This is a genomic window from Pseudomonas sp. Sample_22 (assembly GCF_004307635.1).
Taxonomy (GTDB): Bacteria; Pseudomonadota; Gammaproteobacteria; order Pseudomonadales; family Pseudomonadaceae; genus Aquipseudomonas.
Window position 1 is genome coordinate 64033 of sequence record NZ_RCNY01000086.1, and the last position, 21461, is coordinate 85493.

Genomic DNA, 21461 nt, shown 5'->3' on the forward strand with positions numbered 1-21461 from the left:
ACTTTGCGTCTTATTAACGTGTTCGTTGCTCTCTAGAATGGCTGGCATCTTTTCCTATACTCAGACGCGCATCCCGCGTCGGGTCGCCAGCAAGGTCAGCCATGAACAAGAACAATCGCCATCCTGCAGACGGTAAAAAACCAGTCACTATTTTCGGCCCGGACTTTCCTTTCGCCTTCGACGACTGGATCGAACATCCGGCGGGTCTTGGCAGCATTCCCGAGCACAATCACGGTGCCGAAGTGGCGATCGTCGGCGCCGGGATCGCAGGGCTGGTGGCAGCGTACGAATTGATGAAGCTGGGCCTCAAGCCCGTGGTCTATGAGGCCTCGAAGCTGGGCGGGCGCCTGCGCTCCCAGGCGTTCAATGGCACTGACGGCATCGTCGCCGAGTTGGGCGGCATGCGCTTTCCGGTGTCGTCCACCGCGTTCTATCACTATGTCGACAAGCTGAATCTCGAAACCAAGCCCTTCCCCAACCCACTGACACCGGCCTCAGGCAGCACTGTCATCGATCTGGAAGGCAAGACCCATTACGCACAAAAATTGGCGGATCTTCCTGCACTTTTCCAAGAAGTCGCCGACGCCTGGGCCGATGCCCTGGAAGCGGGCTCGCAGTTCTCTGATATCCAGCAAGCCATCCGCGACCGCGATGTGCCGCGCCTCAAAGAGCTGTGGAACACCCTCGTACCGCTGTGGGACGACCGCACCTTCTACGATTTCGTTGCCACCTCCAAGGCGTTCGCCAAGCTGTCATTCCATCACCGTGAAGTGTTTGGCCAGGTCGGCTTCGGTACCGGTGGCTGGGACTCGGACTTCCCGAACTCGATGTTGGAAATCTTCCGCGTGGTGATGACCAACTGCGACGATCACCAACACCTGGTGGTCGGTGGCGTAGAACAAGTACCGCAGGGCATCTGGCGCCACGTCCCTGAGCGCTGCGTGCACTGGCCGCAAGGCACCAGCCTCAAGTCATTGCACAGCGGTGCACCACGTTCCGGGGTGAAGAAAATCGCCCACGCACCGGGGGGCAGATTTGCGGTCACCGACAACAATGGCGACACCCGCGAATACGCCGCGGTGCTGACCACGTGCCAGAGCTGGCTGCTGACCACCCAGATCGAATGCGACGAAACCCTGTTCTCGCAAAAGATGTGGATGGCCCTGGACCGCACCCGCTACATGCAATCGTCGAAGACCTTCGTGATGGTCGACCGCCCCTTCTGGAAGGACAAGGATCCGGAGACCGGCCGCGACCTGATGAGCATGACCCTCACCGATCGCCTGACCCGCGGCACTTACCTGTTCGATAACGGCGACGACAAGCCGGGGGTGATTTGCCTGTCGTACTCGTGGATGAGCGACGCGCTGAAAATGCTGCCGCATCCTGTGGAAAAACGCGTGAAGCTGGCGCTGGATGCGCTGAAGAAGATCTACCCGAAAGTCGACATCGCTGCGCGCATCATCGGCGACCCGATCACCGTGTCGTGGGAAGCCGACCCGCACTTCCTCGGTGCCTTCAAAGGCGCACTGCCCGGCCACTACCGCTACAACCAGCGCATGTACGCGCACTTCATGCAGCACGACATGCCGGCCGAGCAGCGCGGGATTTTCATCGCCGGTGACGACGTTTCGTGGACGCCGGCCTGGGTCGAAGGCGCGGTGCAGACCTCGCTCAACGCAGTGTGGGGCATCATGAAACACTTCGGCGGTGCAACTCACGCCGAGAATCCGGGTCCAGGAGATGTGTTCAACGAGATCGGACCGATCGCCCTGCCCGAGTAAGAGGAATCCGAAATGCGCGTAGCCCTTTACCAATGTCCACCGTTGCCTCTGGATGTCGCCGGCAACCTGCAACGCCTGCATCAACTGGCGCTGGAGGCGAAAGGCGCCGATTTGCTGGTGCTGCCGGAGATGTTCCTGACCGGCTACAACATCGGCATCGATGCCGTCAGCGTGCTGGCGGAAGTGCACAACGGTGAGTCGGCGCAACAGGTCGCGCGCATTGCCCGAACGGCAGGGATTGCCATTTTGTATGGCTATCCCGAACGCTCCGAGGACGGGCAGATCTACAATGCCGTGCAACTGATCGACGCCAGCGGCGAGCGTGTCTGCAATTACCGCAAAACGCATCTGTTCGGCGATCTCGACCATTCGATGTTCAGCGCCGGCGCCAACGATTTCCCTGTGGTTGAACTCAACGGCTGGAAACTTGGTTTGCTGATCTGCTACGACTTGGAGTTCCCGGAAAACGCACGGCGCCTGGCGCTCCAGGGTGCCGAGCTGATTCTGGTGCCGACGGCGAATATGATTCCCTTTGATTTCGTCGCCGATGTCACGGTCCGTTCCCGCGCTTTCGAAAACCAGTGCTATGTGGCCTACGCCAATTACTGCGGGCACGAAGGCGATATCCATTACTGCGGCCAGAGCAGCATTGCCGCGCCTGATGGCAGCCGTATCGCCCAAGCGGGTCTTGATGAAGCGTTGATCGTTGGTGAACTGGATCGTCAGCTGATGATCGACTCGCGTTCCGCCAACCGCTATTTGCTCGACCGTCGCCCCGAGCTTTACGGCGATCTGAACAAGCGCTGACGAATCCGCTAGCATGAGCGCTTCTCTGTTCTGGAAGTGCCCATGCCCGCGTTGAATCACCCTCGCCCCCATACTGAAACCCTGGCCAACGGCTTGCGGGTGACGCTGCGTCATGCCCCGAACTTGAAGCGCTGCGCGGCGGCATTGCGGGTTGCTGCGGGGAGCCACGATGTGCCGCTGGCATGGCCTGGCCTGGCGCATTTTCTTGAGCACTTGCTGTTTCTCGGTACCGAGCGTTTTCCTGCGGGCCAAGGGTTGATGGCGAACGTTCAGAGCCATGGCGGCCAAGTGAATGCGCGGACCAGTGAACGCAACACGGATTACTTTTTCGAATTGTCGCCCCAGGCGTTTGCCGGTGGTCTGGAACGTTTGTCAGATATGCTCGCGCATCCGCGTATGAATCCGGACGATCAGCAGCGGGAACGAGAAGTGCTGCATGCGGAGTTTGTCGCGTGGTCGCAGGATCCAGTGGCGCAACAGCGACTGGCTTTGTTCGAGGGGCTCTCCGAGACTCATCCGCTGCGGGGTTTCCACGCTGGCAATCGCGACAGCCTGCCCCTTGAGCAACCCGAGTTTCAGCACGCTTTGCAACATTTTCATCAGCGCTTCTACCAGACCGGACAGATGACTTTGAGCCTTGCCGGCCCGCAGAGTCTCGATGAATTGCGGGTGATGGCCGAAGCCTTTGGTGCGGTTGTTGCCCAAGGTGAAAAAGTCCCGCAACCCCTTCCCACGCCGCTGCTGACGACGTCAGACAGAAGCTATCAACAGGCTGACGAACGTCGGCTCGATTTACTGTTTGCCCTTGAATCGCTGCCCGACTCTTGCGCCGAAGCACTGGAATTCCTGTGCCATTGGCTCAATGCCGAGAAACCGGGGGGCTTGCTCGCGGATTTACGCGAGAAAGGCGTGGCCGAAAAGCTCAAGGCAGAGCCGCTGTACCAATTCGCCGGGCAAGCCTTGCTGCATATCGAATTCACATTGCCCTTCGAAGCATCGGCGAGCGACATACCAAGGCGTCTCATGGATTGGCTGAGCTTCTTCGCCCAGCAAGACTGGAGCCGGTTACGTGAAGAGTACGCTGCCCTGCTCCAGCGCCAGCAACAAGTCAGCAGTGCGTTGCAACTGGCCCGACGGGACAGCGAGCAGCGCGAAGCCGGGTTATCCGGGCACGGTGTTAAAGCCCTGAAGCAAATCCTCAAACGGATTGGCGCGGTGGATAACTTCAGCGGTTCATGGCAACTGCCCGCACCCAATCCATTCCTGAACACCGAGCCGCCAGCCACCAACGCCGGACTGATTCGCGGCCAGACCAGCGCCCACCGTGGTCTGCGCACTTTCGCCCAAGACCGCTCGCGCAGTCGTCGCGAACGTTCGCCAATGCAATTCAGCCAGGCGTTGCCGGACAACGGCATTGAAGGTGCGATTTATCTACGCTGGCGTCTGCTCTCGACGCCCGACAGCCATCTTCAATCGCGGCTCGACAGCGCGCTGCGTCCGCTACGCGAAGATGCACGTCAGGCGGGTGTGAACTTTTCCTTCAACGTTTCGGGAAATGAGTGGCTTCTGAAGATGACCGGCTTGCAGGAGCCGATGCCCATCATCCTGGAGCACGCGCTGAAAGCGCTGACAACGCCTGATGCCGTGGTCGTACAGCCAGAACCTGCAAGCGTTGCGCTGATTCCGATTCGACAATTGCTCAAGGCATTGCCTGACCACTGTCTTGGCCACACCGCTAACTCGGACGACATGCAGCAACTCTGGGCGAGTGCACGCTGGGACGGCCTGGCGATTGGCCTGTCCGCCCAGACTCAAGCGGCCATGGGCCTCGCTCTGAGCCGCATTCCCGGAACGCCGGACAATCAGCAGACCCCGCCGCTTTCGATCCCATCACAACGCCTATGGAGCATTGTCGATACCGATTCGAGCGAGCATGCGATCCTGCTGTACTGTCCGACTTCAACCACTGAACTGGCCGACGAAGCCGCGTGGCGTTTGCTGGCACATATCTGCCAGACGTCGTTCTACCAGCGTCTGCGAGTGGAGTTGCAGCTAGGTTATGCCGTGTTCAGCGCGCTGCGGCAGATTCATGGGCAAACCGGGCTGCTATTCGGTGTGCAATCACCGACCGTGGCGCCAGTGGACCTGTTGCAGCACATCGAGCAGTTCCTCGAGAGTTTGCCGCAGCTGATCAATGCCATTGGCGACAGCGCTTTCATCGCCCAGCGTCAGATTCTGGCTGGCCAGTTTTCAAGCACCGCATTGCCCGTCGTCGAGGCAGCCGAGTTGTTGTGGCAAGCCAAACTGGCGGGCCGCTCGTCGGATTATCTGACACAGTTGCCCGAAGCAATTTTGCTGATCGACCGCCCCCTTTTGCTGGCTGCCGCACAGCGATTGAATCAAGCCGAGGGCGGCTGGCGCTGCCTGGCCAACGGCATTGCACCGGGCGCACCTTGGCAAGCGACAAAATGATCATTACCGGGGCTGCAACGAGCTTTCTCAAAGTTTCACGGGCAATCCCTCTGAAATTTTGAGTAACATAGCAGCCTAACTATTTGGAACATCTCTGACTTGAGGTGGACTATACCTATAGATAGCGCTGTCCTTACCCTACCTGAAGGAGTTCAATTTATGGCCTGGACCAAACCGGCTTACACCGACCTGCGTATCGGCTTTGAAGTCACCATGTACTTCGCAAGCCGCTAATCGCTGCCTTGGCAGTTGAGCAGCACAACGCCTCGGATATCCGAGGCGTTTTATTTTCAGCGTTGAAATGATGGAGCGCCCATGTTTGTCCAGATTCTAGGTTCCGCTGCCGGCGGCGGTTTCCCCCAGTGGAACTGTAACTGCGTGAACTGCGCAGGTTTTCGCGACGGCAGCCTGCGGGCCAAGGCGCGGACGCAATCGTCCATCGCGATCTCCGATGACGGCGTGAACTGGGTGCTGTGCAACACCTCCCCGGACATTCGCGCCCAGCTCCAGAGCTTCGCTCCGATGCAACCGGGCCGTGCCCTGCGCGATACCGGGATCAGCGCCATCATCCTCATGGACAGCCAGATCGACCACACCACCGGCCTGCTCATGCTGCGTGAAGGTTGCCCGCATCAGGTCTGGTGTACGGACATGGTCCATGAAGACCTGAGCAGCGGCTTTCCGCTGTTCAACATGCTCAACCACTGGAATGGCGGGCTGACCTGGAACCGCATTGAACTCGACCAGAGTTTCAGCGTGCCAGCCTGCCCGAACCTGCGTTTCACCCCACTGCCCCTGCGTAGCGCCGCGCCGCCCTACTCCCCGCATCGTTTCGATCCGCATCCGGGCGACAACATCGGCCTGATCGTCGAGGACCTCAACACCGGTGGCAAATTGTTCTATGCACCGGGCCTGGGCAAGGTTGATGCGTCATTGCTGGAGATCATGGCCGGCAGTGATTGCCTGCTGGTGGACGGCACCTTGTGGGACGATGACGAAATGCAGCGCCGGGGCGTCGGCACCCGTACCGGTCGCGAGATGGGGCACCTGGCGCAAAACGGCCCTGGTGGCATGCTCGAAGTGCTTGAGCAACTGCCCAAACAGCGCAAGGTGCTTATCCACATCAACAATACCAATCCGATTCTTGATGAGGATTCGCCGCAGCGTGCAGAGCTGGATCGGCGCCAGGTTGAAGTGGCGTATGACGGCATGAGCATTGTGCTGTAGCTGATGGCCCCATCGCTGGCAAGCCAGCTCCCACTGGGATTGATCGTGCACGCGAAATCTGTGGCGCAACACAAAACCTGTGGGAGCTGGCTAGCCAGCGATGGCGCCAGACCAGACACCAAAGAACCCACCGGTTGTATTCCGGAGAACCGCAATGACCGACGTCCCGATGTCCCCCACCGAATTCGAAGCGGCCCTGCGCGCCAAAGGCGCCTTCTACCACATCCACCACCCCTACCACGTGGCGATGTATGAAGGTCGCGCTAGCCGTGAGCAGATCCAGGGTTGGGTCGCCAACCGCTTTTACTATCAAGTGAACATCCCGCTCAAGGATGCTGCCATTCTGGCCAACTGCCCGGACCGCGAGATCCGTCGCGAGTGGATTCAGCGCCTGCTCGACCATGATGGCGCACCGGGGGAAGACGGCGGCATTGAAGCCTGGCTGCGTCTGGGTCAAGCCGTCGGCCTGGACCCGGATCAACTGCGTTCGCAAGAGCTGGTGCTCCCCGGCGTGCGTTTCGCGGTGGATGCCTACGTCAACTTCGCCCGTCGCGCCAGCTGGCAGGAAGCCGCCAGCAGCTCGCTGACCGAACTGTTCGCACCACAAATCCACCAGTCGCGCCTGGACAGTTGGCCCCAGCATTACCCATGGATCGACCCGGCCGGCTACGAGTATTTCCGCACCCGCCTGGGTCAAGCGCGGCGTGATGTCGAGCACGGTCTGGCGATCACCCTTGAGCACTACAAGACCCGTGAAGGCCAGGAGCGCATGCTGGAAATTCTCCAGTTCAAACTGGACATTCTTTGGAGCATGCTCGATGCCATGAGCATGGCCTACGAACTGCAACGCCCGCCATATCACAGCGTGACCCGTGAGCGGGTCTGGCACAAAGGAATCACTTTATGAGCTTTGATCGCAGCAAGACGCCGAGCTGGCGTCCCGGCTATCGTTTCCAGTACGAACCGGCGCAGAAAGGCCACGTGCTGCTGTATCCGGAAGGCATGATTAAACTCAATGAAAGCGCCGCGTTGATCGGTGGCTTGATTGATGGCGAGCGGGATGTCGCGGCGATCATCGAGGCGCTTGACCAGCAGTTCCCCGGCGTGCCCGAGCTCGGTGACGACATCGAGCAATTCATGGAGGTTGCCCGTGCGCAGCACTGGATCGAACTTGCCTGAGTCATCGGTGCAAGTACCGCCCAAACCCGAGATCGGCCTGCCGCTGTGGCTGTTGGCTGAGCTGACGTACCGCTGCCCGCTGCAATGCCCGTACTGCTCCAACCCGTTGGACTTCGCCGAACAGGGCAAAGAGCTGAGCACCGAACAGTGGATCAAGGTGTTTCGTGAAGCGCGGGAAATGGGCGCGGCGCAGCTGGGTTTTTCCGGTGGCGAACCGCTGGTGCGTCAGGACCTCGCCGAGCTGATCGGCGAAGCACGCAAATTGGGTTTCTACACCAATCTGATCACCTCCGGCATCGGCCTCACCGAACAGAAAATCAGCGACTTCAAGAAGGCCGGCCTCGATCACATCCAGATCAGTTTCCAGGCCAGCGACGAGCAGGTGAACAACTTGCTGGCCGGCTCGAAAAAGGCTTTCGCGCAGAAACTGGAAATGGCCCGTGCGGTGAAAGCCCACGGCTATCCGATGGTGCTGAACTTCGTCACCCATCGGCACAACATCGACAAGATCGACCGCATCATCGAGCTGTGCATCGCCCTTGAAGCGGACTTCGTCGAACTCGCCACGTGCCAGTTCTATGGTTGGGCGCAGCTCAATCGTGTCGGACTTTTACCGACCAAAGAGCAACTGCTGCGCGCCGAACGCATCACCAATGAATACCGGGCCAAACTGGAAGCCGAAGGGCATCCGTGCAAATTGATTTTCGTCACGCCGGACTATTACGAAGAACGCCCGAAAGCCTGTATGAATGGCTGGGGCAGTATTTTTCTGACAGTAACGCCGGACGGAACCGCCTTGCCGTGTCACGGTGCCCGACAGATGCCGGTGCAGTTTCCCAATGTGCGCGACCACAGCATGCAACACATCTGGTATGAGTCGTTCGGTTTCAACCGTTTTCGCGGCTATGACTGGATGCCCGAGCCGTGCCGTTCCTGCGACGAGAAAGAAAAAGACTTCGGCGGCTGTCGCTGTCAGGCATTCATGCTCACCGGTGACGCGAGCAACGCCGATCCGGTGTGCAGCAAATCCGCCCATCACGGCGTAATCCTCAAGGCCCGCGAAGAAGCCGAGCACGCCACCCAGACCATCGAACAACTGGCCTTTCGCAATGAACGAAATTCACGCCTCATCGCCAAAAGCTGAACCTCTGAGCGCCGCCAATGCAGTAGCGGCCGGTATCGACTTTGCCGAGTTACAGGTTGGCCCACACGGCTTGTTCTGGAATGAATATCGTCCGGAGGACGCCGCGTGCCGAGTCTGGCACTGGCAAGCTGGCACAGCGACGTGTCTGACACCGCCCGGGTTCAGCGTGCGCAGTCGGGTGTACGAATATGGCGGTGGAGCGTTTTGTCTGACTGCCGACGGCATCGTCTTCGTCAATGAGGCTGACCAGCAACTGTATCGTCAATCGCTCCAGGGCGAGACGCCAGAAAGGCTGACCTGCGGTACCTGCCGTTACGGTGATTTGCAGTTCGCCAATGGTCAGGTGCTGACGGTTGAGGAAAACGGCAACCAGCACCGTTTGGTCGCGATCGATCTGGCGGACGGCACGCGACACCTGCTGGCCGAAGGCGCCGACTTCTACGCGGCCCCGACCCTCAGTCCTGACGCTCATCGACTGGCCTGGATCGAGTGGAGCCGCCCACATCAGCCGTGGACCGCAACCCGCTTGATGGTTGCCGAGCGCCTGACCGATAACACCTTCGGCCCGGCCCGCTGCGTGGCCGGAGACAATGCTGAAGAATCCCTGCAACAACCGAGATTCGATAACGCCGGTCGGTTGTTTTGCCTGACGGATCGGGGCGGGTACTGGCAACCGTGGATGGAAGCGGAAAACGCTCTGACCCCACTGCCAAGCGCTGCCGCCGATTATGGTCCGGCACCCTGGCAACTCGGTGGCTGCACCTGGTTACCCCTGAATGATGGCGACTATCTGGCGAGCTGGACAGAAGACGGTTTCGGTCGATTGGGCCTGTGTGGTCATTCCACGCAAGACTATTCCAGCGATTACAGCCGCTTCCGCCACCTCGCCATCGATGCGCAGTTCATTTACTGCATCGCCGCCTCACCGGTCAGTTCGGCTGCGGTAATCGCGATCGATCGCCAGTCGCAAAAGGTAAACGTGCTGGCCGGAGGTGTCACTCCGCTGCCTGCTGAAAGAATCAGTCGCCCGCAGACCCTGCGTTACCCAAGCGGTTCGGGCGAGGCTCACGGTTTCTTCTATCCGGCAATGACCGGGGAAGCGAAACCACCGTTGGTGGTGTTCATCCATGGTGGCCCGACTTCGGCGTGCTATCCGATGCTCGACCCGCGAATTCAGTACTGGACACAACGCGGTTTCGCCGTGGCAGATCTCAACTACCGCGGCAGCAGTGGCTATGGCCGAGCCTACCGCCAGGCTTTGCATTTGAGTTGGGGTGAGGTGGATGTCGAAGATGCGTGCGCGGTGGTCAGCCATCTCGCCGATCGTGGCTTGATCAATGGCGACAAAGCGTTCATCCGCGGCGGCAGCGCAGGTGGCTACACCACGCTGTGCGCACTGGCCTTTCACAACGTGTTCCGCGCCGGCGCCAGCCTTTACGGGGTCAGCGATCCGGTGGCATTGGGCCGGGCTACCCACAAGTTCGAAGGCGACTACCTCGATTGGCTGATCGGCGATCCAGTGCAGGACGCCCAGCGCTATGCCGCGCGCACACCGTTATTGCACGCCGACAACATTCGCGTGCCGGTGATCTTTTTCCAAGGGGAACTGGACGCCGTGGTCGTGCCTCAGCAGACCCGCGATATGGTCGAAGCCTTGCAGAACAGCGGCCTCCTGGTCGAAGCGCATTACTACGCGGATGAACGTCACGGTTTCCGCAAGGCCGGTAACCAGGCCCATGCGCTGGAGCAGGAGTGGTCGTTTTATCGGCGAGTGATGAATCTGCCGCTGTAAATCAACGCTTGGCGATGATGTACACCGCGTGCACGATCCCCGGAATGTAGCCGCACAGCGTCAGCAAAATATTCAGCCAGAACGCCCCGCCGAATCCTACTTGCAGAAACACGCCCAGTGGCGGCAACAAGATAGCGATGATGATGCGAATGAAGTCCATGGGCAGCTCCTGATTGAATGGGGCTCATGCAAGCCCTACAGCTAATCGACCCTTGCCGTTGGTCAGGGTTCAGCCGGATTCCTCAGGCCAGTATCTCCAGGCCATGTTTCTGAACGATGCTCAGCAGCTTCAGCGCCATGCCGCTGGGATGTTTATCCCCTGATTCCCACTGTTTGACCGTAGAAGCGCTGGTGTTCAGGTAACGCGCGAACACCGGTTGGCTGACATTGTTGCGTTCACGTAGCGCCTTGATCTGTTCGGCCGGTATCGCGTCCGGTACGTTCGCCAGGCACGACGCATCGAATTCGCGCATGGTCGCCTTGCTGATTGCGCCGATGGCATACAAGGCACTGGCAGATTCGTGGATTGATTCAAACGCCTCGCTCTTGAATTTCTTACTCATAAAAAATCTCCGTAAACTCCCTCGTATCCAGTAAATACTGGATTTGCAACTCTGTCAGTCCCTCGTAGGTCTTGGCCATTTTCCGAAACGCGATCAGCTCGGTATGACTGATATTGCTCTGATTCTTTTTGGCACACATGAACTGGTAAACCCAGTATTCACCACCCCTCGCCAAAACAATCGAGCGATGGCGATTGGAGTTCAAGCGTTTCTTCCAGACCCCGCCGCCGAGATTATCCGCCTGCCCTTTGAGCATTTCGAGGAAGGCCTCTCGAAGCTCATCATCTCCAATCCATGCCTTTCCGGCGACCATTGCAAAGCGTTTCGTCTTGAAAAGCCTTTGTGACATTGGCATCCCTTCCCCAAAAACATACCACTGTGTGGTATAGAGCTCAAAGCCAACCGTGATGGTTGAGCGGGTATCGACATTCCCTGTCGGCACCTTTAAAAAGCCATTTATACGATCAAGTCTCAAGCCGAATTTGCCCCATGGCAAAACCCCGCCACAAAAAAACGCCCCACGCCAAAAAAAATCAGGCGCAGGGCGTGCGTATTACCGCGAGACGGTTCTGGAATGTGTGCAGGACGCGTCTGATCAGACGGCAATCCCTTTACGGCATTGCAATTGCGCGGTGCGCACACGGGAGAAAGCGCGGGCCAGGCGCAGGAGCATTTCATCGATATTGGCCATGCTGACGGTCAGCGCCGGGGTGAAGCGCAGGCAGTCCGGTTGCGGAGCGTTGAGCAGCAAGCCTTCAAACAAGGCTGCGTTGACGACGGCATCAGCAGAATCGTCGGATAGAGTCAGCCCCCAAAGCAGCCCCTGGCCGCGCAGTTCGCCGTGACCGTAACGATGGGACAAACGCTGCAAACCTTCGCGCAGGTGCAGGGCGGATTCCCCGACATGTTCGAGAAATCCTTTGTCCTGCACACTGTCGAGCACCGCCAGACCCGCCGCGGTCATCAGTGCATTGCCGTGATGGGTGCCGCCCAGTTCGCCAGTGTCGAAACAGCAAGCCTTGCCCCGCGCCAGCAATGCGGCCAAGGGCACCCCACCGCCCAGCCCTTTGCCGAGGACGACGATATCGGCGCGCACACCGTAGGACTGTTCGGCGAGCAAGGTGCCGCAGCGACCCAATCCGGTTTGCACTTCGTCGAGAATCAACAGGATCCCCAGCTCCCGACACAGACGTTCGACGCCTTTGAGATAATGCGCCGTGGCCGCAATCACTCCGGCTTCGCTCTGAATCGGTTCGAGCATGATCGCCACGGTCCGCTCGTCAACAGCCGCGTGCAGCGCCGGAAGATCGTTGTAGGGAACATGGCTGAAGCCTGGCAGCTGCGGTTCAAATCGGTTGGCCAAAGTCGAACTGTCCGACGCCGAGATCGTCGCCAGGCTACGACCATGGCAGCCGTTATTGGCGACGATGATCCGCGAAGCGCCGCCGCGATGCTGTTGGCCCCATTTGCGCGCCAATTTGATCGCGGCCTCACAGGCTTCGCTGCCCGTGTTGAGCATGTAAGCCTGATCGCTGCCGGTACTCAGGCACAAACGCTCGGCGAGGTTGAGCATGCCGCGGTTATGCAGGCTGAAACCGGGATTGATCAGCGCCTGCGCCTGCGCCGTGATGGCATTGACCAGTGCTTTGGGACTGTGGCCCAGGCTGTTGGCCCCGCCGCCCTGGGAAAAATCCAGATACGCGCGATCATCGCTGTCCCACAACCACGAACCTTGGCCGCGGACAAAAATCTGATGGGGCCGCTCGACACTGGGCATCAGGCACTCACTGGAGAGGTTTTCGTAACTGGAGGCGAAGGAAGCACCCGCTACCAGATCATCAATCGATGGCGAAGCGCGCCGCAGGCTGAACAGATTCATGGGTTCAACCTGCGTTTCAGGTGTTTTGCGTTACCTATGCAAACAACAGCGAAGCCAATGCTCTTCATCGCCTTTTCTGGCCCTGCAAGCCTTATGAATGCAGTTAGACTAGGCTCAGTCCCAGTGTTGAACCATTTCGATTTACCAGCATTTTCAATAAGAATTACTTATGGATTTTAAGCAACTGCGTTATTTCGTCGCGGTGTATGAAGAGGGCCACGTCGGGCGTGCCGCCGAACGACTTTCAATCTCTCAACCGGCGCTTTCACAACAGATCCGCCATCTCGAACAGACCCTCGATGTGAGCCTGTTCGAACGCAGCAGCAAACGCCTGTTGCCGACCCTGGCGGCCCATACGCTGTACAACCACGCCCTGCCCTTGCTCGATGGTCTGCAGCGGGCGCGCGAAGCATTGGGCAATTTCAAGGGGCAGGCGCTGCGTACGCTGGCCATTGGCGTTTTGCAAACGGTGCACACCAGCCTTGTGCCGCAGATGCTCGAACGCGTGCGCAAAGCCCAGCCACATCTGGTGGTGCAGATCTATGAACTGACAGGACTGGAAATCGAACGTCGGTTGCTCAATGGCTCGCTGGATATCGGCATCAGCTATCTGCCCCCCCGGCAACCTGGGCTACATGGCGTGATGCTGTATGAGGATGAACTGACGCTTGTCATCCCCGCGGAGCACCCCTTGCGGGAATTCAAGAAAGTCTCGATGAGTCAGGCTGCGCAATTGCCGATGTTGCTATTGGGTGAGGAGTTTCAGATACGCCAGATTTGGCAGGCGCAATTGGCCAATCTGGGACGACGTCCGCAGGTGCAGGCTGAATTGAACAACATGGCGGGGATTCTCGACAGCCTGCCGCACACACAATTGGCAACGGTATTGCCCGGACGCTCGCAAAAAACCCATGGCAACAACGACCTGCTGTGGAAACCGCTCAGTGAGCCGCGGGTACCGTTGAAAGTGGGGTTGGTGTGTCGCGATGTGCAACGGCAACAAGCCTCGCTGGCGTTGTTACGTACGCTGCTCGAAGAGGTGATAAATCGACCAGAAGATCGCTTGAATAACTCGCCAGCACTGGACGGGCTTGGCTGAGTACTTTTTCGCAGGCATAAGAAAACCCCGCCGAAGCGGGGCTTTGCAGACTGTTTCCCTGACATCCATTTCACTCCGCCGTCCTGGCAGAATCCTACGTGTCCGTGTTGTTGCTTTGCGCTTCCTGCGCTACGTCCATGTGAAGTAGATTAGCCGTGGATCCAATCGGCATCTATGGGAGATAGGCAGCACGTCATGTAAGAGAAAGCTTACATGACGTTACATTGTCAGAACTGTGCGGCATCCAGCAGGAAAAGCGACTCACTCCCGGCCTTCACCGACGCGCTCAACGAGTGGATACGCGGCAGCAGGCGTGCGAAATAGAACCGCGCCGTGCCGAGTTTGCTGGCGTAGAAATCGTCCTGCGCTTCTTTGCCGAGAGCGGCCTTGGCCATCAGTGCCCACATGTAGGCGTAAGCGACATAACCGAACGCTTGCAGATACTCGACCGATGCCGCGCCGATTTCATTCGGGTTGGATTTTGCCCGGTCAAGCAACCACGCGGTCAGTTCGTCGAGCGTGGTCACAGCGTCGTTCAACGGTTTGGTGAATTCGGCAAGATCGGCGCTGGCAGAGGCCGTGAAGTGACGAATCTCGTCAGCGAACAGGTTGTAGAACGCCCCGCCGCTGCCAACGATCTTGCGCCCGACCAGGTCCAGGGCCTGGATGCCGTTGGTGCCTTCGTAGATCTGAGTGATGCGAACATCGCGAACCAGTTGTTCCTGACCCCACTCGCGGATGTAGCCGTGACCTCCGAAAACCTGCTGGCCGTGCACTGTGGTTTCCAGGCCGAGATCAGTCAGGAACGCCTTGGCCACGGGAGTCAACAACGCCACCAGATCCTCCGCACGCTTGCGGGTCGCGGCGTCTTCGCTGAACTTGGCGGTGTCCAGTTGCATGGCCACGTAAGTCGAGAACGCACGACCGCCTTCGTTCGAAGCTTTCATGGTCAACAGCATGCGACGTACATCCGGGTGGACGATGATCGGATCGGCCACTTTGTCCTTGTTCTGCGCGCCGGTCGGCGAACGGCTTTGCAGTCGGTCGCGGGCGTACTCCACTGCGTTCTGATAGGAGCGCTCGCCAGAAGCCAGGCCCTGGATGCCAACCCCCAGACGCTCGTAGTTCATCATGGTGAACATCGCCGCCAGGCCTTTGTTCGGCTCGCCGACCAGATAACCCACAGCCTCATCGAAGTTCATCACGCAGGTCGCCGACGCCTGGATGCCCATCTTGTGCTCGATCGAGCCGCAATTGGCCGGGTTGCGCGCGCCCAGGCTGCCATCGGCATTGACCATGAACTTCGGCACCAGGAACAGCGAGATACCTTTCGGACCGGCCGGAGCATCCGGCAGCTTGGCGAGTACCAGGTGGATGATGTTTTCGGTGAGATCGTGCTCACCACCGGTGATGAAGATCTTGGTGCCGCTGACTTTGTAGGAACCGTCAGCCTGTGGCTCGGCCTTGGTGCGAATGATGCCCAGGTCCGTACCGGCATGCGGCTCGGTCAGGCACATGGAACCGGCCCAGACACCGGCGTACATGTTTGGCAGGTACGCGGCTTTCAGTTCTTCGCTGGCGTGGGCGTTGATCGACAGGCAAGCACCGGCGGTCAGCATCGGGTACAAACCGAACGACAGGCTGGCGGAGTTGACCATCTCTTCGACCTGGGCCGACACGGCTTTGGGCATGCCCATGCCGCCGTAGGCAGGATCGCCACCGACCCCGACCCAACCGCCTTCAGCATAAGTCTGATAAGCCTGTGGGAAACCGGCCGGCGTGGTGACAGCACCGTCTGCCCAATGGCAACCTTCTTCGTCGGCCGCACGGCTCAGGGGCGCGATGCTTTTGCTGGTGACCTTGCCGGCTTCTTCGAGAATGGCTTCGACGGTCTCAGCATCGACGGAATCCGCCAGTGCCGGCAGCTCGGCCCAGAGTTTGGCGACCTCGAAAACTTCATTGAGGACGAAGCGCATATCGCGCAGGGGCGCTTTGTAGTCAGCCATGGCAAACCTCGCAAGATCTAAACAGGTAATTCGTAGGTGTGGTGTTTTCGTTGGGTCCGAGTGTAACCCAACAACTTTTGCGACACATAGGGTCAGCCAGTGACTGTTTTGTTATTTTTGGTCACCAGCATTTCAGCTGAGACAGTTCTCGCCTGCCAGAACGCATTCGCGGGCAAGCCTCGCTCCTACAGGCCGTGTCGCACGCATTCACGTGAACGACATAGAACCGTAGGAGCGAGGCTTGCCCGCGAAGCTTTTCAAGCCTGATCGTCAGAGCGCAAACAACTCCGCCGGCAGCTTCATCAGGCAATCGCTGCCCGCCTCGATCGCTGCCCGGTGCGCGGCAGTGCGTGGCAACAGTCGCTTGAAGTAAAACTCGTTGGTCGCCAGTTTGCCCCGGCAGAAATCGGCATCGCCACTGCCCGATTCCAATTGTGCCTGCGCCACCAACGCCATCCGCAACCACAAGTATCCGAGGATGATGTAACCGCTGTACATCAGATAATCCACTGATGCCGCGCCGACTTCGTCCGGATTTTTCATCGCAGCCATGCCGACCTGAGTGGTCAATTCGCCCCACTGCCGGTTCAGTTCGTTGAGTTGGGCCACATAAACCGCCAACTGCGGGTGCGCGGCATTCGCCGCACAGAATTTGTGGACGATTTTGGTGAAGCCGCGCAGTAGCTTGCCCTGGCTGCCGAGGACCTTACGCCCGAGCAGGTCCAGCGCCTGAATACCGTTAGTGCCTTCATAGATCGGTGCGATGCGGCAATCACGCACCAGTTGTTCCATACCCCACTCACGGATGAAACCGTGCCCGCCAAATACCTGCATGCCGTGATTGGTCACCTCCAGGCCGGTGTCGGTCATGAAGGCCTTGCAGATAGGCGTCAGGAACGCCAACAGGTCTTCGGCGTCCTGGCGCGCTGTTTCATCCGCGCTCAGGTGCGCGACATCCAGCAATTGTGCGGTGAAGTAGGTCAGCGCGCGGTTGCCTTCGTTGAAAGCCTTCATGGTCAGCAACATCCGCCGTACATCGGGGTGCACGATAATTGGGTCGGCGGCTTTCTCCGGCGCTTTGGGTCCCGTCAGCGAGCGCATCTGCAAACGGTCGTTGGCGTACCTGATCGCGCCCTGGAAACTTGCCTCGCCCAGACACAAGCCTTGCATGCCGGTACCCAGCCGCGCATGGTTCATCATGGTGAACATGCAGTTCAGGCCCTTGTTCGGTTCGCCGATCAAAAAACCCTGGGCGCCATCGAAATTCAACACGCAGGTGGCCGAGGCCTTGATGCCCATTTTGTGTTCGATCGAGCCACAGGAGACGCCGTTGCGCTGGCCCGCTTCACCCGCTGCATCGGGCAAAAACTTGGGCACGATAAACAGCGAAATGCCTTTGGTCCCGGCCGGTGCATCCGGCAGTTTCGCCAGCACTAGGTGAATGATGTTGTCGCTCATGTCGTGCTCGCCGGCGGAGATGAAAATCTTGCTGCCGGAGATTGCGTAGCTGCCGTCGGCCTGAGGTACGGCGCGTGTCTTGATGATGCCCAGATCGGTGCCGCAATGAGCTTCGGTCAGGCACATGGTGCCGGTCCATTGGCCGGCGGTAAGTTTGCTCAAGTAAGTCTGTTTCTGTTCTTCAGTGCCGTGAGCATGGATTGCCGACATGGCGCCGTGGGTCAGGCCCGGGTACATGCCCCATGAGGTGTTGCTCGAACCGACCATTTCACTGATGACCAGCCCCAGAGAGCTGGGCAAACCCTGGCCGCCGTAAGCCGGATCCGCCGCCAGACCATGCCAGCCACCCTCGACATATTGAGCGAAAGCCTGCTTGAACCCCGCAGGCGTGGTGACCTTGCCATTGTCGAAATGGCAGCCTTCTTCGTCGCCGCTACGGTTGAGCGGGGAGAGCACGTTTTCACAAAACTTCGCGCCCTCTTCCAGGATCGCACTCACCATGTCCGGGCTGGCATCGGTAGCCCCCAATGCGGCGTAGCTGCCGTGAAAATCGAAGACATGGTCGATCAAAAAGCGCATGTCGCGCAGGGGAGCTTTGTACTCAGGCATGGTCATTTCTCCGTCAGCAGATTTCTCCAACCTACTGCCGTCGACCACGCCCCACAATCACAGTGCAGACGCTGAATGCGCCATCATCACTCAACCGTAGCGGCGTCCATGCGCACGGCGCCACGACGGTTCTGCCCGAACGCCATCACGCAGTTGCGCCCCGCGCCCTTGGCGCTGTACAGCGCCTGGTCGGCTGATTTGAGCACCTCTTCCGGGGTGCGCTGGTCGATCCGCTCGGCGACTCCGATACTGACGGTCACCGACACGCTCGACGCACCGGATCCTGCACGGCGTTGGCGCCCCTGGTTGTCATCTTGCGGGCGGCTGTCCTGATTGCGCAGGTGAATGTTGTAGGTGGCGATGGATTCGCGGATGACTTCCAGGTGCGGCATGCATTCTTCGAGGGTTTTGCCTGCAAACACCAGGGCGAATTCCTCGCCACCGTAGCGATACGCCTTACCGCCGCCACCGATTTTCGACAGCTTGCTGGCGACCAATCGCAGCACCTGATCGCCGACATCATGGCCGTGGGTATCGTTGAATTTCTTGAAATGGTCGACGTCGCTCATGGCCAACACATAGTTGCGCCCCAACCGCTGCATGCGTTCATTCAACGCACGACGCCCCGGCAACCCGGTCAGCTCATCGCGGAATGCCATTTGATAGGCTTCGTGCGCAACGGCAGCGGCGATCATCAGCATCACCTGGCTGCACATGATGTTGAGGGTAAACGGCAGAATGAAGGTTTTCGGCAACATCCAGAATAATCCGAGCAAACCCACAAGCTGTGCGGCGTGAAGCGGCCTCGGGTTGCGCCAGTATTGGTATGCCAGCAGCACAAACGATGCGATGAACACTGGATAGGACAGCTGGATCAGGCTCATCCACGCACCGTGCAAGGCCGGCCAGCGAATCTCCGACAACCAGATCAGCAGCGCCTGCGGGTAACTCTGCTCGAGCCCCAATGCCACGCTGCCGACCGCCAGCAACACGGCAAAACGCGCGACCATGTCCTGAAACAAATGTGTTCGTTCTTGCCACGCCGCAAACACGCCGAACAGCAACGGCAACAACAAACAACACAGATGAAAAACCACGGCTGCGTCTTCACGCACCTTGCCGTTGTCGCGGTAGTAATCAGTCTGGGTGTCGAGCAGGAAATAGGCGATGTACACCGTGACCATCAGAAACAGTTCACGCTGGCGTCGGTAGACCGCGCAATATGCACCGCCCAGCAGCAGAACCAGGGTTGGCAGTACGTTGAACAGTGAGGTGAAGAAAACGTTCAGGTCCTTGACGTACGCAGCCGCAAGGCCCGCCAGCAAAAGCAGCAATGACGGTAGGAAATGACTGAAACGTACAGCGGAAGAACGCGGCAAGGGTAAAGCTCCGACCCGTCATATCAATAAATGGCATTGTGCCCACTACTGTAACGGCAGAAACCCCGATTTGCTGAGCGTTTTACTGAGGTATTTTCAATGGAGTTGGCGGCATCGCGATCACCAGTGATGCAAGGAGAAGTCTCGTGGGCGCACGCCAATGCAAAAAAAACCGCTGATCCCGAAGGAGCAGCGGTTTTTGCAGAACTGCCTTAAGCCTTAGTAACCCAGGTCGAAGTTCTCTTCTTTCATGTCCATCAGGTTGTTGGCACCCGAGAGCATGGTTGCAACGTGAGTGCGGGTACGCGGCAGGATGCGCTGGAAGTAGAAACGCGCGGTCTGCAGCTTGGCGGTGTAGAACGCCTCTTCGGAAGTGCCGGCAGCCAGTTTTTCCGCAGCCAGGCGCGCCATGTCCGCCCAGAAGTAGGCCAGGCAGGCGTAACCGGAGTACATCAGGTAGTCCACGGAGGCCGCGCCGACTTCTTCGCGATCTTTCATGGCAGCCATACCGACCTTCATGGTCAGCTCGCCCCATTCCTTGTTCAGTGCAGCCAGCGGAGCGACGAACTCTTGAACCGCTTCGTTGCCTTCGTTGGTCTGGCAGAACTTGTGGACGATCTTGGTGAAGCCTTTCAGGGCTTCGCCTTGGGTCATCAGCACTTTACGACCCAGCAGGTCGAGGGCCTGGATACCGGTGGTGCCTTCGTACAGCATCGAAATGCGGCTGTCGCGAACGTTCTGCTCCATGCCCCACTCAGCGATGAAACCGTGGCCGCCGTAGATCTGCACGCCGTGGTTGGCCGACTCGAAACCGACTTCGGTCATGAAGGCCTTGGCGATTGGAGTCATGAAGGCCAGCAGTGCGTCGGCTTTCTTCTTCTCTTCTTCGTCCACGCCATACTTGACGATGTCGACCTGTTTGGCCGTGAAGTAAACCATCGCACGGTTGCCTTCGGCGAACGCCTTCATGGTCAACAGCATGCGGCGTACGTCTGGGTGGACGATGATCGGGTCAGCGGCTTTGTCCGGCGCTTTCGGGCCAGTCAGCGAGCGCATTTGCAGACGGTCGCGAGCATATTTCAGACCGCCCTGGAAGCCGATCTCGGCGTGTGCCAGACCTTGCAGCGCAGTGCCCAGGCGTGCGGTGTTCATGAAGGTGAACATGCAGTTCAGGCCTTTGTTCGCCGGGCCGATCAGGTAACCGGTGGCCGCGTCGAAGTTCATCACGCAAGTGGCGTTGCCATGGATGCCCATCTTGTGTTCCAGGGAACCACAGGACACGGCGTTACGCGCACCGATCGAACCGTCTGCGTTCGGCAGGAATTTCGGCACGATGAACAGCGAGATGCCTTTGGTGCCAGCCGGAGCATCCGGCAGGCGGGCCAGCACGATGTGGACGATGTTGTCGGCCATGTCGTGTTCACCGGCCGAGATGAAGATCTTGGTGCCGGAGACTTTGTAGGAACCGTCGGCCTGAGGTTCGGCCTTGGTGCGCAGCATGCCCAGGTCGGTGCCACAGTGCGGTTCGGTCAGGCACATGGTGCCGGTCCACTCGCCGGAAACCAGTTTGGTCAGGTAGGCCTCTTGCTGCTCTGGGGTGCCGTGCTCGGAGATGGTGTTCATCGCACCGTGCGACAGGCCCGGGTACATGCCCCACGACCAGTTGGCCTCGCCAACCATTTCGCTGACAGCCAGACCCAGAGATTCCGGCAGGCCCTGGCCGCCGTGTTCTACGTCATGGGCCAGGCTTGGCCAGCCGCCTTCGACAAATTGCTTGTAGGCCTCTTTGAAGCCAGTCGGGGTCTTAACGCCGGACTCGCTCCAGGTGCAGCCTTCGGTATCACCCACACGGTTCAGCGGAGCCAGTACCTGCTCACAAAACTTGGCGCCTTCTTCGAGAATGGCGTCAACCATGTCCGGAGTTGCGTCCGCGCAAGCCGGAAGGCTCTGATAGTGCGCTTCGTAGCCGAGCAGTTCGTCACGTACGAAGCGAATATCACGCAAGGGGGCCTTGTAGTCAGGCATAGCGATAAACCTCTGCTGATGTAACCGGGAATGAACGA

Annotated in this window: 18 protein-coding genes; 10 read left to right on the forward strand and 8 right to left on the reverse strand. The window is 59.0% G+C overall.

Annotation, left to right across the window (positions count from 1 at the left end):
* Positions 1-101: 101 nt before the first annotated feature.
* The 9 genes from D8U73_RS24290 (at position 102) to D8U73_RS24330 (ending at position 10405) form a co-directional block, all read left to right on the forward strand.
* Positions 102-1784, forward strand: coding sequence for an NAD(P)/FAD-dependent oxidoreductase (locus tag D8U73_RS24290; protein WP_056853554.1), 1683 nt, complete (start codon positions 102-104; stop codon positions 1782-1784).
* A gap of 12 nt (positions 1785-1796) precedes the next feature.
* Positions 1797-2591, forward strand: a complete 795-nt coding sequence (locus D8U73_RS24295; RefSeq protein WP_056853555.1) for a carbon-nitrogen hydrolase family protein — start codon at positions 1797-1799, stop codon at positions 2589-2591.
* Positions 2592-2633: 42 nt separating this feature from the next.
* Complete coding sequence (pqqF, locus tag D8U73_RS24300; protein WP_130905973.1) at positions 2634-5063, forward strand: pyrroloquinoline quinone biosynthesis protein PqqF; 2430 nt, start codon at positions 2634-2636, stop codon at positions 5061-5063.
* 159 nt (positions 5064-5222) lie between these two features.
* Positions 5223-5297, forward strand: coding sequence for a pyrroloquinoline quinone precursor peptide PqqA (pqqA, locus tag D8U73_RS24305; protein WP_003444522.1), 75 nt, complete (start codon positions 5223-5225; stop codon positions 5295-5297).
* Positions 5298-5378: 81 nt separating this feature from the next.
* Entirely contained in the window at positions 5379-6290 is a 912-nt protein-coding gene (pqqB, locus tag D8U73_RS24310; protein ID WP_056853557.1) for a pyrroloquinoline quinone biosynthesis protein PqqB, read from the forward strand.
* A 154-nt stretch (positions 6291-6444) separates the two neighbouring features.
* Positions 6445-7197, forward strand: a complete 753-nt coding sequence (pqqC, locus tag D8U73_RS24315) for a pyrroloquinoline-quinone synthase PqqC (protein WP_056853558.1) — start codon at positions 6445-6447, stop codon at positions 7195-7197.
* Complete coding sequence (gene pqqD / locus D8U73_RS24320; protein WP_056853559.1) at positions 7194-7469, forward strand: pyrroloquinoline quinone biosynthesis peptide chaperone PqqD; 276 nt, start codon at positions 7194-7196, stop codon at positions 7467-7469. Before pqqC ends, pqqD begins: the two co-directional genes overlap by 4 nt.
* Positions 7441-8613 (forward strand): pyrroloquinoline quinone biosynthesis protein PqqE, encoded by a 1173-nt coding sequence (gene pqqE, locus D8U73_RS24325; RefSeq protein ID WP_130905974.1) that lies wholly within the window; start codon positions 7441-7443, stop codon positions 8611-8613. The genes pqqD and pqqE overlap by 29 nt, the downstream gene beginning before the upstream one ends.
* Positions 8579-10405, forward strand: a complete 1827-nt coding sequence (locus D8U73_RS24330) for a S9 family peptidase (protein ID WP_130905975.1) — start codon at positions 8579-8581, stop codon at positions 10403-10405. The genes pqqE and D8U73_RS24330 overlap by 35 nt, the downstream gene beginning before the upstream one ends.
* A 1-nt stretch (position 10406) precedes the next feature.
* Here the strand turns inward: D8U73_RS24330 and D8U73_RS24335 are convergent, their stop codons facing one another.
* The 4 genes from D8U73_RS24335 to D8U73_RS24350 all read right to left on the reverse strand — a co-directional run bounded on the left by D8U73_RS24335 (position 10407) and on the right by D8U73_RS24350 (position 12847).
* Complete coding sequence (locus D8U73_RS24335; RefSeq protein ID WP_003228885.1) at positions 10407-10565, reverse strand: YqaE/Pmp3 family membrane protein; 159 nt, start codon at positions 10563-10565, stop codon at positions 10407-10409.
* An 82-nt stretch (positions 10566-10647) separates the two neighbouring features.
* On the reverse strand, positions 10648-10968 hold the full coding sequence (locus tag D8U73_RS24340; RefSeq protein WP_056853562.1) for a DNA-binding transcriptional regulator: 321 nt from the start codon (positions 10966-10968) through the stop codon (positions 10648-10650).
* Positions 10961-11317, reverse strand: coding sequence for a type II toxin-antitoxin system RelE/ParE family toxin (locus D8U73_RS24345; protein ID WP_130906074.1), 357 nt, complete (start codon positions 11315-11317; stop codon positions 10961-10963). The genes D8U73_RS24340 and D8U73_RS24345 overlap by 8 nt, the downstream gene beginning before the upstream one ends.
* Positions 11318-11563: 246 nt before the next feature.
* Positions 11564-12847 carry an aminotransferase class III-fold pyridoxal phosphate-dependent enzyme gene (locus D8U73_RS24350; RefSeq protein WP_130905976.1) on the reverse strand — a complete coding sequence of 428 codons (1284 nt, stop codon included), beginning with the start codon at positions 12845-12847 and terminating at the stop codon, positions 11564-11566.
* A 169-nt stretch (positions 12848-13016) separates the two neighbouring features.
* Here D8U73_RS24350 and D8U73_RS24355 point away from each other — a divergent pair, with 169 nt between their 5' ends.
* Entirely contained in the window at positions 13017-13946 is a 930-nt protein-coding gene (locus tag D8U73_RS24355; RefSeq protein WP_130905977.1) for a LysR family transcriptional regulator, read from the forward strand.
* Positions 13947-14173: 227 nt separating this feature from the next.
* Here the strand turns inward: D8U73_RS24355 and D8U73_RS24360 are convergent, their stop codons facing one another.
* From D8U73_RS24360 to D8U73_RS24375, 4 genes are all read right to left on the reverse strand, one after another.
* Positions 14174-15952, reverse strand: coding sequence for an acyl-CoA dehydrogenase C-terminal domain-containing protein (locus D8U73_RS24360; protein WP_130905978.1), 1779 nt, complete (start codon positions 15950-15952; stop codon positions 14174-14176).
* Positions 15953-16222: 270 nt separating this feature from the next.
* Positions 16223-18019, reverse strand: coding sequence for an acyl-CoA dehydrogenase C-terminal domain-containing protein (locus D8U73_RS24365; RefSeq protein WP_056853566.1), 1797 nt, complete (start codon positions 18017-18019; stop codon positions 16223-16225).
* An 86-nt stretch (positions 18020-18105) separates the two neighbouring features.
* Positions 18106-19398 (reverse strand): GGDEF domain-containing protein, encoded by a 1293-nt coding sequence (locus D8U73_RS24370; protein ID WP_056853567.1) that lies wholly within the window; start codon positions 19396-19398, stop codon positions 18106-18108.
* Between the two features lie 219 nt (positions 19399-19617).
* The gene (locus D8U73_RS24375; protein WP_056853568.1) at positions 19618-21423 is read right to left on the reverse strand and encodes a phenylacyl-CoA dehydrogenase; all 1806 of its coding nucleotides are present in this window, start codon (positions 21421-21423) and stop codon (positions 19618-19620) included.
* Between the last annotated feature and the right edge of the window lie 38 nt (positions 21424-21461).

Bases quoted from the DNA above. Each gene is read 5' to 3' on its own strand.
- D8U73_RS24290 (WP_056853554.1), top strand. From the start codon at position 102: ATGAACAAGAACAATCGCCATCCTGCAGACGGTAAAAAACCAGTCACT.
- D8U73_RS24295 (WP_056853555.1), top strand. From the start codon at position 1,797: ATGCGCGTAGCCCTTTACCAATGTCCACCGTTGCCTCTGGATGTCGCC.
- pqqF (WP_130905973.1), top strand. From the start codon at position 2,634: ATGCCCGCGTTGAATCACCCTCGCCCCCATACTGAAACCCTGGCCAAC.
- pqqB (WP_056853557.1), top strand. From the start codon at position 5,379: ATGTTTGTCCAGATTCTAGGTTCCGCTGCCGGCGGCGGTTTCCCCCAG.
- pqqC (WP_056853558.1), top strand. From the start codon at position 6,445: ATGACCGACGTCCCGATGTCCCCCACCGAATTCGAAGCGGCCCTGCGC.
- pqqD (WP_056853559.1), top strand. From the start codon at position 7,194: ATGAGCTTTGATCGCAGCAAGACGCCGAGCTGGCGTCCCGGCTATCGT.
- D8U73_RS24330 (WP_130905975.1), top strand. From the start codon at position 8,579: ATGAACGAAATTCACGCCTCATCGCCAAAAGCTGAACCTCTGAGCGCC.
- D8U73_RS24335 (WP_003228885.1), bottom strand. From the start codon at position 10,565: ATGGACTTCATTCGCATCATCATCGCTATCTTGTTGCCGCCACTGGGC.
- D8U73_RS24340 (WP_056853562.1), bottom strand. From the start codon at position 10,968: ATGAGTAAGAAATTCAAGAGCGAGGCGTTTGAATCAATCCACGAATCT.
- D8U73_RS24345 (WP_130906074.1), bottom strand. From the start codon at position 11,317: ATGTCACAAAGGCTTTTCAAGACGAAACGCTTTGCAATGGTCGCCGGA.
- D8U73_RS24350 (WP_130905976.1), bottom strand. From the start codon at position 12,847: ATGAATCTGTTCAGCCTGCGGCGCGCTTCGCCATCGATTGATGATCTG.
- D8U73_RS24355 (WP_130905977.1), top strand. From the start codon at position 13,017: ATGGATTTTAAGCAACTGCGTTATTTCGTCGCGGTGTATGAAGAGGGC.
- D8U73_RS24360 (WP_130905978.1), bottom strand. From the start codon at position 15,952: ATGGCTGACTACAAAGCGCCCCTGCGCGATATGCGCTTCGTCCTCAAT.
- D8U73_RS24365 (WP_056853566.1), bottom strand. From the start codon at position 18,019: ATGCCTGAGTACAAAGCTCCCCTGCGCGACATGCGCTTTTTGATCGAC.
- D8U73_RS24375 (WP_056853568.1), bottom strand. From the start codon at position 21,423: ATGCCTGACTACAAGGCCCCCTTGCGTGATATTCGCTTCGTACGTGAC.